This is a genomic window from Sphingobium sp. LF-16, assembly GCF_003711185.1.
Lineage (GTDB): Bacteria > Pseudomonadota > Alphaproteobacteria > Sphingomonadales > Sphingomonadaceae > Sphingobium > Sphingobium yanoikuyae_A.
Map to the genome: position 1 here is coordinate 1,125,186 of NZ_CP029335.1, position 12,578 is coordinate 1,137,763.

The 12,578-nt window shown below is 66.4% G+C and carries 11 protein-coding genes; 3 read left to right on the forward strand and 8 right to left on the reverse strand.

Annotated features, from left to right (window positions below; translation table 11 throughout):
- Positions 1 to 9 precede the first annotated feature (9 nt).
- From DIZ22_RS05415 to DIZ22_RS05445, 7 genes are read right to left on the reverse strand one after another with little or no spacing between them, the layout of a single operon-like run.
- Entirely contained in the window at positions 10 to 1,209 is a 1,200-nt protein-coding gene (locus tag DIZ22_RS05415; protein ID WP_048936604.1) for an acetyl-CoA C-acetyltransferase, read from the reverse strand.
- Between the two features lie 28 nt (positions 1,210 to 1,237).
- The gene (locus tag DIZ22_RS05420) at positions 1,238 to 2,392 is read right to left on the reverse strand and encodes an acyl-CoA dehydrogenase family protein (protein WP_048936603.1); all 1,155 of its coding nucleotides are present in this window, start codon (positions 2,390 to 2,392) and stop codon (positions 1,238 to 1,240) included.
- A gap of 13 nt (positions 2,393 to 2,405) precedes the next feature.
- Positions 2,406 to 3,230 carry a MaoC family dehydratase N-terminal domain-containing protein gene (locus DIZ22_RS05425; RefSeq protein WP_048936602.1) on the reverse strand — a complete coding sequence of 275 codons (825 nt, stop codon included), beginning with the start codon at positions 3,228 to 3,230 and terminating at the stop codon, positions 2,406 to 2,408.
- On the reverse strand, positions 3,227 to 4,435 hold the full coding sequence (locus DIZ22_RS05430) for a CoA transferase (protein ID WP_048936601.1): 1,209 nt from the start codon (positions 4,433 to 4,435) through the stop codon (positions 3,227 to 3,229). Before DIZ22_RS05430 ends, DIZ22_RS05425 begins: the two co-directional genes overlap by 4 nt.
- A gap of 10 nt (positions 4,436 to 4,445) precedes the next feature.
- Positions 4,446 to 5,465, reverse strand: coding sequence for an NADP-dependent oxidoreductase (locus tag DIZ22_RS05435; protein ID WP_048936600.1), 1,020 nt, complete (start codon positions 5,463 to 5,465; stop codon positions 4,446 to 4,448).
- A gap of 7 nt (positions 5,466 to 5,472) precedes the next feature.
- Positions 5,473 to 6,624, reverse strand: coding sequence for an acyl-CoA dehydrogenase family protein (locus DIZ22_RS05440; protein WP_048936599.1), 1,152 nt, complete (start codon positions 6,622 to 6,624; stop codon positions 5,473 to 5,475).
- 46 nt (positions 6,625 to 6,670) lie between these two features.
- Positions 6,671 to 7,852 carry an acyl-CoA dehydrogenase family protein gene (locus DIZ22_RS05445; protein WP_048936598.1) on the reverse strand — a complete coding sequence of 394 codons (1,182 nt, stop codon included), beginning with the start codon at positions 7,850 to 7,852 and terminating at the stop codon, positions 6,671 to 6,673.
- A gap of 370 nt (positions 7,853 to 8,222) precedes the next feature.
- Here DIZ22_RS05445 and DIZ22_RS05450 point away from each other — a divergent pair, with 370 nt between their 5' ends.
- From DIZ22_RS05450 to DIZ22_RS05460, 3 genes are read left to right on the forward strand one after another with little or no spacing between them, the layout of a single operon-like run.
- Complete coding sequence (locus DIZ22_RS05450) at positions 8,223 to 9,464, forward strand: cytochrome P450 (RefSeq protein WP_048936597.1); 1,242 nt, start codon at positions 8,223 to 8,225, stop codon at positions 9,462 to 9,464.
- Complete coding sequence (locus DIZ22_RS05455) at positions 9,461 to 9,652, forward strand: ferredoxin (RefSeq protein ID WP_004212347.1); 192 nt, start codon at positions 9,461 to 9,463, stop codon at positions 9,650 to 9,652. The genes DIZ22_RS05450 and DIZ22_RS05455 overlap by 4 nt, the downstream gene beginning before the upstream one ends.
- Positions 9,649 to 11,055, forward strand: coding sequence for a M20/M25/M40 family metallo-hydrolase (locus tag DIZ22_RS05460; RefSeq protein ID WP_048936596.1), 1,407 nt, complete (start codon positions 9,649 to 9,651; stop codon positions 11,053 to 11,055). Before DIZ22_RS05455 ends, DIZ22_RS05460 begins: the two co-directional genes overlap by 4 nt.
- 22 nt (positions 11,056 to 11,077) lie before the next feature.
- Here the strand turns inward: DIZ22_RS05460 and DIZ22_RS05465 are convergent, their stop codons facing one another.
- Positions 11,078 to 12,553 (reverse strand): aldehyde dehydrogenase family protein, encoded by a 1,476-nt coding sequence (locus tag DIZ22_RS05465; protein WP_122928022.1) that lies wholly within the window; start codon positions 12,551 to 12,553, stop codon positions 11,078 to 11,080.
- Positions 12,554 to 12,578 lie beyond the last annotated feature (25 nt).

Below are 12,578 nucleotides of genomic sequence, written 5' to 3' on the forward strand. Positions count from 1 at the left end.
AGGCGGTGGTCAGACCGCCCGTTCGAAGATGGCGGCCAGGCCCTGACCGCCGCCAATGCACATGGTTTCCAGGCCATAGCGGCCGTCGCGCCGCTGCAACTCGCGCAGCAGATTGGCGAGGATGCGTCCGCCGGTCGCGCCGATCGGATGGCCGAGCGAAATGCCCGATCCATTGACGTTGAGCTTGTCGCGATCGTCCCAGTTCCAGCCCTTGAGGCAGGCCAGAACCTGCGGCGCGAAGGCCTCGTTGAGTTCCACCAGATCGATGTCGTTCCAGCCAAGGCCAGTGCGGGCGAACAGCTTTTCGACCGCCGGCACCGGACCGATGCCCATGCGCGAGGGATCGCAGCCCGCCGCTGCCCAGCTGTGCAGCCAGGCCATGGGTTCAAGGCCCAGTTCCTCCAGCTTGTCCTCCGCGACCACCAGGCAGGCGGCGGCGGCATCATTCTGCTGGCTGGCATTGCCGGCGGTGACCACGCCATCCTTCTCGATCGGTTTCAACAGGGCGAGCGATTCCGGCGTGGCGTCGGCGCGAATGCCCTCGTCCATGGCGAAGATCAGCGGATCGCCCTTGCGCTGCGGCACGGCGACCGGGACCAGCTCGTCGTCGAACTTGCCGGCGGCCCAGGCGGCTGCGGCGCGCTGATGGCTCATCGCGGCATATTCGTCGCAGGCTTCGCGGCTGATGTCATAATCCTTGGCGAGATTGTTGGCCGTCTCGATCATGCCGCTGATGATGCCGTAGCGGGCGATCGGCTGCGACATGACGCGGCCGCGGGTCAGGCGGTCATGGAACTGGGTGGATCCCGATCGGGCACCCCAGCGATGGTCCATCGAATAATATTCGACATTGGACATGCTCTCGACCCCGCCGGCGACGACGATGTCGGCGGCGCCGGTCTGGATTCGCATGGCCGCGTCGATCACGGCCTGAAGCCCCGAACCGCAGCGCCGGTCGAGCTGCACGCCGGGAATGCTTTCGGGCAAACCCGCCGCCAGCGCCGACCAGCGGCCGATGCAGGGCGCCTCGCCATTGCCATAGCCTTGGGAGAAGACGACATCGTCGATCCGTTCCGGATCGATCTTCGTCCGCTCCATCAAGGCCTTGATGATGACCGCGCCCAGATCGCCGGCGCTGAAGGATTTCAAAGAACCGCCATATTTGCCAACGGCGGTGCGGATGGGGGCGACGATGGCGGCTCTGCGCATGCGATGTCCTTTGCGGGAATGGGGAGGATCAGGCGGCCGCTTCGGCCTGGCGGATCATCTGCTTGGCGATGATGGTCTGCTGGATCTGGCTGGTGCCTTCATAGATGCGCAGCAGCCGGACATCGCGATAGAAGCGCTCGACCTTATATTCGGCCATATAGCCGGCACCGCCATAGATCTGGACGGCGCGGTCGGCGATCCGGCCAACGGCTTCGGAAGCGTAATATTTGAGCGCGGCGCATTCCAGGCTGACCGGCTCGCCGGCGTCGAACTTGGCGGCGACCGACTGCATCAGCGCCTCGGTCGTCAGCATGTCGACCTTCATGTCGGCAAGCATCGCCTGGACCAGCTGGAAATCGGCGATGCGCTGGCCGAACTGCTTGCGTTCCATGGCATATTGCAGGGCCATGTCGATCAGCCGCTGGCACATGCCGAGCGCGACGGCGGCGATATGGATGCGGCCGCGATCCAGCACCTTCATCGCGGTCTTGAAGCCGCGGCCGGGCACGCCGCCGATGATGTTGGCGGCCGGCACGACGACATCGTCCAGGATCACGTCGGTGGTGATCGACCCTTTCTGCCCCATTTTCTTGTCCGGCTTGCCGAAGCTGATGCCGGGGGTGTTTGCGGGCAGGATGAAGGCGGAGATGCCGGCCGCGCCCTTCACGTCCGGTTCGGTCCGGGCCATCAGGGTGAAGACGCTGGCGCGCGGCGCGTTGGTGATGAAGCGCTTGGTGCCGGTGATGCGGTAAGTGTCGCCGTCGCGGACCGCCACGGTGCGCAGTGAACCGGCGTCGGACCCGGCCTCCGGCTCGGTCAGGCCGAAGCTGGCGATCGCTTCACCGGTGGCGAATTTGGGCAGCCATTCGCGCTTCTGCTCCTCGGTGCCGTCCATGACGATGCCCTGGCTGCCGATGCCGACGGTGGTGCCGATGACCGAGCGGAAGACCACCGACGCGCGGGTGATCTCGCGGATGATCGCCGCTTCCTCCGCCATGGTGCAGCCGATGCCGCCAAACTCCTCCGGCACCGACAGGCCGAACAGGCCCATGTCGCGCATCTGCTGGATGATGCTCTCGGGAACCGCATCCGCTTCCTCGACGGCGTCCTCGGCCGGGATCAGCTTTTCGCTGACGAAGCGGCGGACGGTGGTGCGGAACAGGTCGAACGTCTCGGCGTCCATGAAAAATCTCCTCTCAATATCCGATGTCGGCGACCATCGCGTCGCTGCCGTCGCAGCGGATCGCGCGGCAGCGGCCGGCCGCATCCTCGCGCAGCAATACCGGCTGGCCGGCGAAGACCGGTGCGACCGCGCGGAAGGCGAAGCGGGTCGGGCTGCGCCCGCCGCGCCGGGCATGGCCGAACAATCTGGCGGCGGTGAAGGGGCCGTGGATCACCAGGCCGGGATAGCCCTCCTCGCCGGTCGCATAGGGCAGGTCATAATGGATGCGATGGCTGTTGAAGGTGACGGCCGAAAAGCGGAACAGGTCGACGCTGCTGGGCGCCCAACTCACATCATCGGGCGCGCCATCGAAGGCGGCGGGGACGATCGTGGGCGTCGGTGCGCCGGTGTCGCGATAGACGATGGTCTGCACCTCGCTCACCCGTTCGCGATCGGCCTGGACGATGCTGTGGCCGACCTTCACGAGGACAAGCTCGCCGCTGCGGCCGCTCTTGTGGGCGATCTCGAGCACGGTCGAGGTGCGGGTCGCTTCCCAGTCGAGCATCAGCGGGGCATGAAACTGCATCTCGGCGGCGGCGAACATGCGGCGCGGCAGGCTGATCGGCGGCAGGAAACCGCCGCGTTTGGGATGGCCGTCCGGGCCGATCTGGTCAGCGGCGGCAACCGGCAGGAAAAAGGCCCAATGGGCCAGCGAGGGCTGGACCGTCTCGACATCGAGCGGTTCGCCGATGGCGGCGGCGAAGCGGCGCAGCGCTTCCCGGTCGAGCATCTCGGTCCGGCTCTCGGTCCTGCCGGCCCATGTCTGCCAATGGGCGATATCGGATGGGGAAAGGGTCATGCGACCAGTCCTTCGTCATGGAGGCGGCCGATCGCGCCGCTGTCGAGCCCCAGCAGCTCGCTCAATATCTGGTCGCTATGCTCGCCAAGGCGTGGGGCCGTACCGACGGCACCGCGCGCCTCGCCGGCCAGCGTGCCCGCCGGGCCGGATGTGGGGTAGGTGAGGCCGCTGGGATGGGCGATCGTCTCGAACAGGGGATTGGCGGTGAACAGCCGTTCGTCCTGTGTCACCGCCTGATGCAGCGACTGATATTCGCCCCAGGTGACGCCGCCCGCGTCGAAGGCGGGCTTTAGCGTGTCGCTGCTGCGCGCGGCGAAGGCGGCTTCGAACAGCGGGAAAAGCCGGGCGCGGTGGGTGAAGCGGGCGCCTTCATCCCTGGCGAAGTTGGCACCCGTTTCGCCCTCGATCGCGGCGATCGCTTCGCCAAGGTCCAGCGTCTTGAGAAGGCCGGTCCATTGGCGCGGGGTGATGGCGACGACGATCAGCCGCTTGCCGTCGGCGGTCAGGAAATCCCGGCCGAAGGCGCCGAACAGGTCATTGCCCATGCGCGGCCGGTCGCCGGCCGACAGCACTTCGGCCACGGAGCCGAGATGCGACAGGGTGGAGGCGGCGAGGTCCGACAGGGGCACGCGGATTTCCGCGCCCTGGCCGGTCGCGCGTCGGCGCAACAGGGCGGACGTCATGGCGAAGGCGGCATAGGCGCCGCCGAGCAGATCCCAGGCCGGCAGGACATGGTTGACCGGACGGTCATCGTCGGCCGGGCCGGTCATCATCGGCACGCCGGCGGCGGCATTGATGGTGTAATCGACCGCCGGCGATCCATCGGCCCAGCCCATCACGCGGACGCTGATGATGTCGGCTCGGCGTGCGGCCAGCGCCTCATGGCTGAGGAAGCCCTTGACCGGATAGTTGGTGAGGAACAGGCCGGCATTGTCGCCCGGCGCGGTGGCGATGGCGACCGCCAGTTCGCGCCCTTCGGGGCGGCCCAGATCGATCGCGATCGATTTCTTGCCCTTGTTGAGACCCTCCCAATAGAGGCTGGCCCCGGACGGTGCGATCGGCCAGCGGCGATAGTCCGGGCCGCCACCGATGGCGTCGAAACGGATCACCTCCGCCCCCATCTGTGCCAGGTGCAGGCCGCAGGACGGGCCGGCGATGAAGGCGGCGCCTTCTACCACGCGCAGGCCCTTGAGCATGTCGTACATGGAGTTCCCCCTAGCCCAGCCTGACCATGGTGCGGCCGATATTGGCGCCCGAGAACAGGCCCCAGAAGGCGTCGAGCGCCTTGTCTATGCCATCATAGACGGTTTCGGCCGAGGCCATCTGGTCGGCCCGGTTCCAGGCGGTCATGCGCTCCAGCATCTCCGCTTCCAGATCCATATGGTCGAGCGCGATATAGCCCTGCATGCGGATGCGCTTGGTCATCAGCATGGTGAGGTTGCGCGGCACGGTCGGCGCGTCGGTGACATTATATTGCGAGATCATGCCGCAGATGGCGAAGCGCGCGAAATCATTGGCGAGCGACAGGGCGGCCTGCAGATGATCGCCGCCGACATTGTCGAAATAGACGTCGATGCCGCTGGCGCCGATCGCCTTGACTTCGCGGGCGAGGGCCTTGGTCAGGTTCGGCTCCGCCTTGTAATCGATCGCGGCGTCGACCTTGAGCGCATCGCGCAGGAAGGCGGTCTTGTCCGGGCCGCCGGCCGATCCGATCACCTTGCATCCCATGTTGCGGGCGATCTGGCAGGCGATCGATCCGACCGCGCCGGACGCGGCCGACACGAAGACGGTATCGCCCGGCTGCAACTCCGCAATGCGGACGAGGCCGGCATAGGCGGTGAGGCCGGTCATGCCAGCGAAGCAGAGATAGGCCTGGGGCGGCAGTGCCTGGCGATCGCGATGCTGGAGCGCGGTGCCGGGGGCGTTGAACTCCTCGCGCCAGCCAAGCCGGGAAAAGACGAGGTCGCCGGGCACGAAGGCCGGATCGTTGGAGGCGATCACTTCGCCGATGGCCGGGCCCTCCATCGCCGCATCGAGGGCGAAGGGCGGGACATAGCTTTTGGCGTCGCTCATCCGCCCGCGCATCGCCGGGTCGACCGCCATCCAGAGATTGCGGACCTGGACCTCGCCGGGGCCGGGTGGTGGCACGGCCTGTTCGACGGTAGCGAAATCCTCCGCCACCGGGGCGCCGACCGGACGGCGTTTCAGCTGTATTTCGCGCGATTTCATGGTCATCGGCCCCTCAATAGCCATTGAGGCGTGCCCAGCGCTCGCGATGCCAGGCGGTGCTGCCATGGCATTGCTCCGCGACGCGGGCGCGCTTCAAGTAAAGGCCGGCATCATGTTCATGGGTCATGCCGATGCCGCCGTGCAACTGGACCATCTGCGAGGAGATGCGGTGCAGCGTCTCGCCGGCGGTCGCCTTGGCGAGCGAGGCGAGGCCGGGAAGCGCAGGATCCTCGGCATCGATCGCGGCGAGCGCGGTTTCGACTGCCGATCGCGTCAGCTGCAATTCGCCGAACAGTTCGGCGGCGCGATGCTGCAGCGCCTGGAAGGAGCCGATGATCGCCCCGAACTGGACGCGGGTCTTGAGATAATCGAGCGTGATGTCGAACGCCTGGGTCGCGCTGCCCAGCATTTCGGCGGCCATGCCGATCGCGGCCCGGTCGCGGATCGCGTCGATCAGGTCGGCGGCCTTGCCGACTTCGCCGAGCACATCGTTGACAGCGATGTTGACACTATCGAAGCGGTAAAGGGCCGGGCGCCGGGCGTCGATCTGGTCGAGCACTTCCCGTTCCAGTCCGGTGCTGTCGGTCGGCACCAGGAACAGGGTCAGGCCATCGCGATCGCCCGGCGCGCCGCTGGTGCGCGCGGCGACGATGGCGAGGTCGGCGATCATGCCGTCCTGCACCGGGCGCTTGGTGCCTGACAGCTTCCAGCCATCGCCTGAGGCTGTGGCCGCCAACGCGGTGCGCTCGGGCGCATGATGCGGCCCTTCGTCGAGCGCGAGCGTGCCGATCAGCGATCCGTCGGCGATGCCCGGCAGCCAGCGGGCCTGTTGCTCCTGCGTGCCCGCAAGCCGCAGCGCCGAAGCGGCAACCAGCGCGGAACTGACGAGCGGCGAGGCGGCCAGGGTGCGCCCCAGTTCCTCGATGACCAGGCCAAGGCTGAGATAGCCGAAATCGGCGCCGCCATGGTCTTCCGGCACGATGATGCCGCACCAGCCCATCTGCGCCATTTCGGCCCAGGCCTCGGCGTCATAGCCGTCCGATCCGCTGCCGCCGCCGCCGCCATGGTCGTACAGGCCACGCAGCGCGGTCACGGGCAGGCGGTCGCGCACCCATTCCGACGCCATGTCCTTTAGCATCGTCTGTTCTTCGTTCAGCACCGCCACGGCGCGTCCTCCCGCATCCTGTCTTTTCTCTCGTCCTTGCTCATGCTCAGCCCGGCAGGCCCAGCGTGCGCTTGGCGGTGATATTGTTCTGCACCTCGTAGCTGCCGCCGTAGATGGAGAAGGCCTTGCTGTGCAGCCAGGCGCGCGTCGCCTCCGTCTCGGCCGCGCTATAGGGATCGCCGGCCCAGCCCAGGCCGTCGGCGCCCATGATCTCGACCAGCAGCTCGGCCCGTTCCTGGATGATGCCGGACCACAAATTCTTGAGCGCTGACACCCCATGGCTGGGACCGCCATTCTTGGCTTCGGCGGCGAGCCGGCGGACGGTCGCCATATAGGCTTCATGCCGCATCGCATTGCGCACCAGCCGGGCGCGCAGGTCCGGGCTGTCGATCCGCCCGAGCGCGTCCGTGCCCAGATAGTCATGGGCCAGCGGGGCGAGGGGGGTGATGTCGGCCTTCACCTCCGACAGGCTGTTGCGTTCGAACTGCAGCAGCCGCTTGGCGATGGTCCAGCCTTGGTTGACCTCGCCCACCAGATTGCCCTTGGGCACCTTCACATCGTTGAAGAAGACCTCGCAGAAATGGGTCGATCCGCTGATAAGCACGATCGGTCGCGCCTCGATCCCTTCGGATTGCATGTCGACCAGCAGGAAGCTGATGCCGCCCTGCTTGCGTTCGGTATCGGTGCGGACGAGGACGAAGCACCAGTCGGCCTGGTCGGCGCCCGATGTCCAGATCTTCTGCCCGCTGACCAGCCAATGGTCACCCATGTCGATGCATTTGGTCTGGAGCGCGGCCAGGTCCGATCCCGCGCCGGGTTCGGAAAAGCCCTGGCACCAGCGCCGTTCATGGCTGGCGATGAACGGCAGATGTTCCAGCTTCTGCGCTTCGTCGCCATATTCCAGCAAGGTCGGGCCAAGCATCATCGTGCCATAGCTGCGGATCGGGTTGAAACCGCCGATCGCGGCCAGTTCCTCGCCGATGATCTTGCCATGGGCTTCGGTGAGGCCGGCGCCACCATAGCGCGGCGCCCATGTGGGCACGCCCCATCCCTTGTCGGTCATGCGCTGGCGCCAGAGCTGATAATCGTCATTGGCAGCGGCGGCATGGGCGTCGCCCTGGAAGAGGAGGCCGGGCACATTGGTCAGCGAGGGCGGAAAATTCGCCTTCAGCCAGGCGCGCGCCTCCTGCCGAAATTCTTCTCTATCGATGGGCTCCATTTCCGCCATCCACTCACATCCCTGTTCTGCTCGAAAGGCGAACGCGCCGTCCGGGTGTTACCCGTCGGGCTGCTCGCGGCTTTCGGATGGCCGCTTGCGATCCATGTCCGATTCCTTAGGTCAATATTGCACAGGTGGCTAGTTATATTTTGCACTCAAGGATAATTTTCATCCGCAACGGAAATCGCGAATTTTGCGCAATGTGGCGGAAAAGCGTGGAAATGCGGCGGCGCCCTTGCGCTGTGCGCGGGAAAATATCGTAACGACGATTGTCCGATTGACAGCCGGCGGCGTGCCCATAAACTATACCATAATGCAAAATTGATAAGGCCGGTCCGTCTTGGCACGAGAACTGGCTACCGCTGCAGGAGAGCGTAGTATGGAAACCATGGCCGCCCGTCCGATCCCGGCGCATGTGCCGCCCGACATGATCGGCAATTTCAGCCTGTTCAGTTCGCCGGGGCTGGAGCCGACGCCCAATGGCGATCCGCAGGCGGCGAGCGCGGTGGTGCATGATGGGCCGCGCATCTTCTATTCGCCGGTCAACACTCGCGACGGCAAGGGCACATGGGTCATCACCCGTGCGCAGGACCAGCGGCGGGTGCTGCAGGATCCCGAAACCTTCTCCAGCCATCGCAGCATCTTTGCCTCGGCGCTGGGCGAGAGCTGGCCGATGATCCCGCTGGAGCTGGACCCGCCCGAACATGGCAAGTTCCGCTCGTTGCTCAATCCGCTGCTGTCGCCCAAGCGGGTGATGGCGCTGGAAACGGCGGTGCGCGAAAGGGCGAGCGTGCTGATCGACCGGATCGCGGCGTCGGGCACCAGTTGCGACGTGATGACCGATTTCGCCTTCCCTTTCGCGGTCAATATCTTCCTGCGCTTCCTGGGCCTGTCGGACGATCGGCTCGACGAATTTGTCGGCTGGGCCAATGACCTGCTGCATGGCGACAATGTGAAGCGGCCGGCGGCGGCGCGCACCATCGTCGCGTTCATTGACGAGCTTTCGGCCGATCGGCGTCGGCAGCCGGTCGATGATTTCATGTCCTTCCTGGTGCAGTCGCGGATCGACGACCGGCCGCTGACCGACATGGAGATCAGGGGCACGGGCGTGCTGCTGTTCATCGCCGGGCTGGACACGGTGGCGGCCGCGATCGGCTTTGACCTCAATTACCTGGCGCGGCATCAGGCGGACCAGCAATGGCTGCGCGACGATCCCAAGCGGATCGTGCTGGCGGCGGAGGAATTGCTGCGCGCCTATCCCACGGTGCAGATGATCCGGGTGGCCACGAAGGACGTGGATTTCGAAGGCGCACCGATCCGCAAGGGCGACTATGTGTCCTGCGCGACGATGATCGCCAATCGCGATCCGCTGGAATTTGCCGATCCCGCGCGCATCGACCTGGCCCGCGAGGATAATCGTCACACCGCCTTTGCCTATGGGCCGCATCGCTGCCTGGGGTCGCATCTGGCGCGGCGCGAGATCGTCGTGGGGCTGGAGGAATGGCTGAAGCGCATCCCGACCTTCCGCATCAAGTCCGGCACCGCGCCGGTCACCTATGGCGGCCATGTGTTCGGGATCGAAAACCTGATCCTCGACTGGTCGCAGGAGGATGCGGCATGAAGATCATCGTGCATCGCGAGAAATGCCAGGGCCATGCCCGTTGCTGGGCGATGGCGCCCGACATCTTCGAGCTGGATGACGAGGGCTATATCATGCCCGGCGATATCGATGTGCCGGAAGAGCAGGAAAGGCTGGCCTGGATGGGCGCCAAATCCTGCCCCGAACGCGCGCTCGACATCCAGAAATGAGAGGCTCCCTGCTGGCCCTTGGTGGCCTTGTCGCGCTGGCATCCGGCCCGGCTATGGCGGCGGAACTGCGCCCCGACCAGATCGCCTTTCGCGATATCTATCGCGAACTGGTGGAGACCGATACCAGCGCCCCGACCGGCAGTTGCACCGTCGCGGCAGGCCGGATGCTCGATCGGCTGCGCAAGGCCGGATTCGGGCCGGATCGCGCCGAGGTCTTCGTGCCGGAGGGGCATGAGAAGGATGGCGGCCTGATCGCCCGGATCGAGGGGAGTGATCCGCGCGCGGCGCCGATGCTGCTGGTCGACCATATCGATGTGGTCGCCGCCCGGCGCGAGGATTGGCCGCGCGATCCGTTCCGCCTGACCGAGGAGAAGGGCTATTTTATCGGGCGCGGGGTGATCGACGACAAGGCGCTGTCGGCGATCTGGGTCGACAGCCTGATCCGGATGCAGGCGGCGGGCTTTCGTCCCCGGCGCACGATCAAGGTGGCGCTGACCTGTGGCGAGGAAAGCAGCGATGCGGTGAACGGCGTCGACTGGCTGCTGCGCAACCGGCGCGACGCGGTGCAGGCGGGCTTTGCCCTGAACGAGGGCGGCTATGGCATCAGCGACAAGGATGGCCGGCCGATCGCCCTCTATCTGGCGGTGGGCGAGAAATATGCGCAGAGCTTCACGATCGAGGCGCGCAACAGCGGCGGCCATAGCAGCCGCCCGCGCCCCGACAATGCAATCTATGACCTGGCCTATGCGCTGGCGGCGGTGCGGCGGCTGTCATTCCCGATCCAGCTCAACCCAACCAATCGCGGCTATTCCACCCGCATGGGGCCGATCGTCGGCGGCGCGATGGGGCAGGCTATGGAGCGGCTGGGGCAGGGGCAGGACGACGCAGCAACGGTCGCCACGGTGACGGGGGACGTCACCTATAATGCGATGTTGCGCACCACCTGTGTCGCGACACAGGTGGAGGCGGGCCATGCCGAAAACGCGCTGCCGCAGCGGGCGCAGGCGACGATCCAGTGCCGTCTGTTTCCGGGCGACAGGGTGGAGGATGTCGAGGCGCGGCTGCGCGCGGCGCTGCCGTCCGGGATCGCCCTGACGCGCAAGGGCGACAAGGGTGCGCCGGCCGTGCCGCCGCCGCTCGATCCGGAGATCATGGGACCGGCCGAAAAATTGGCGCAGCGGCATTTCCCCGACATTCCGGTGGTGCCCAACCTGCTGACCGCCGGCACCGATGGTCGCTATCTCAGCGCGGCGGGCATCCCGACCTATGGCGTGCCGGGCATCGTCCTCGATCCCGACGGCAATGGCGCGCATGGCGTGGACGAGCGCATCCGAGTGAAGAGCGTCTATGACGGGCGCGACTATCTCTATGCGCTGATCCGCGCCTATGCCGAGGGGCGCTGACAAGCCCCTCGGTTGGCGCCGCTCAGGTGCGGATCCACACGCCCTTAGTCTGGAGATAGGCGTCGATATGTTCGGCGCCGCCCTCCCGGCCGTAGCCGCTCATCTTGTAGCCGCCGAACGGGACCGACGGGTCCATCGCGAAATAATGGTTCACCCAGATGGAGCCGGCGCGGATGCGCTTGACCGCGGTCATGGCCTTGCCGATGTCGCGGGTCCACACGCCACCGGCGAGGCCGAAGCGGGTGGCGTTGGCGCGGCCGATCACCTCGTCCAGGCTATCGAAGGGCAGGATGCAGGAGACGGGGCCGAAAATTTCCTCGCGGGCGATCCGCATCTCGTCGGTCACATCGGCGAAGATGGTGGGGGCGACCCAATGGCCCTTGTCGAGCGCGCCGCCGGTGACGCGATGGCCACCGGTGACGAGCCGGGCGCCCTCCTGCGAGCCAAGGTCGAGATAGGAGGAGACGCGGGCGAACTGCTTGGCCGAGACCAGCGGGCCGATCACGGTTTCGGGATCGAGGCTGGGACCGATCTTGAGATTGGCGGCGAAGGCAGCGATGCGCTGCACCATTTCCTCATAGACTGGCCGTTCGACGAACAGGCGGGTGCCGGCGGCGCAGACCTGACCCGAATTGTTGAACACGCCCATGGCGGCGGCCGGGGTCGCAGCGTCGAGATCGGCATCGGCAAAGATGATGTTGGGTGATTTGCCGCCCAGTTCCATCGTCACCTTCTTCACCGATCCGGCCGAAGCGGCGATGATCCGCTGGCCGGTTTCGCAGGAGCCGGTGAAGGCGATCTTGTCGACGTCGGGATGGGCGGAAAGGGCCGCGCCGGTCTCGCCCGCGCCGGTGACGACATTGACGACGCCCGGCGGCACGCCCGCCTCCAGGCAGAGTTCGGCGAAGCGCAGCGGGCTGAGCGAGGCATCCTCGGCCGGCTTCAGCACGATGGTGCAGCCGGTGGCGAGCACCGGGCCGATCTTCCACGCGGCGCTGAACAGCGGTCCGTTCCATGGGATGATCGCGCCGACGACGCCGACCGGTTCCTTCAATGTGTAGGAGAGAAGATCGACCGGGAAGCTGTTGGACAAAGTCTCGCCATGGATGGCGGTGGCGGCGCCGGCGAAATGGCGCAGCGATCGCTGCAACATGCCGCGCAGCCCCATGGCGGCGGTGATCGGCCGGCCCATCTCGATCACGTCGAGCAGCGCGAGATCCTGGAACTCGGCATCGACCAGATCGGCGAGGCGCAGCAGCACCGCCTGGCGATCGGCCGGCTTGAAGCGGCTCCATGGCCCTTCAAAGGCGGCGCGGGCGGCGCGGACGGCGCGGTCGACATCCTCGGCGCCGGCCAGCGCCAGTTCGGCGACCAGCTCGCCGGTCGACGCGCTGAAACTCTGGAAGGTCTTGCCCGACAGCGCGTCGACCATCTTGCCGTCGATCAACAACTGCTTGGGCTTGCCGTCGATAAAGGCGGGGCGGCGGGTTTCGATCATCTTATGTCCTTTCGGAAACAGCCGG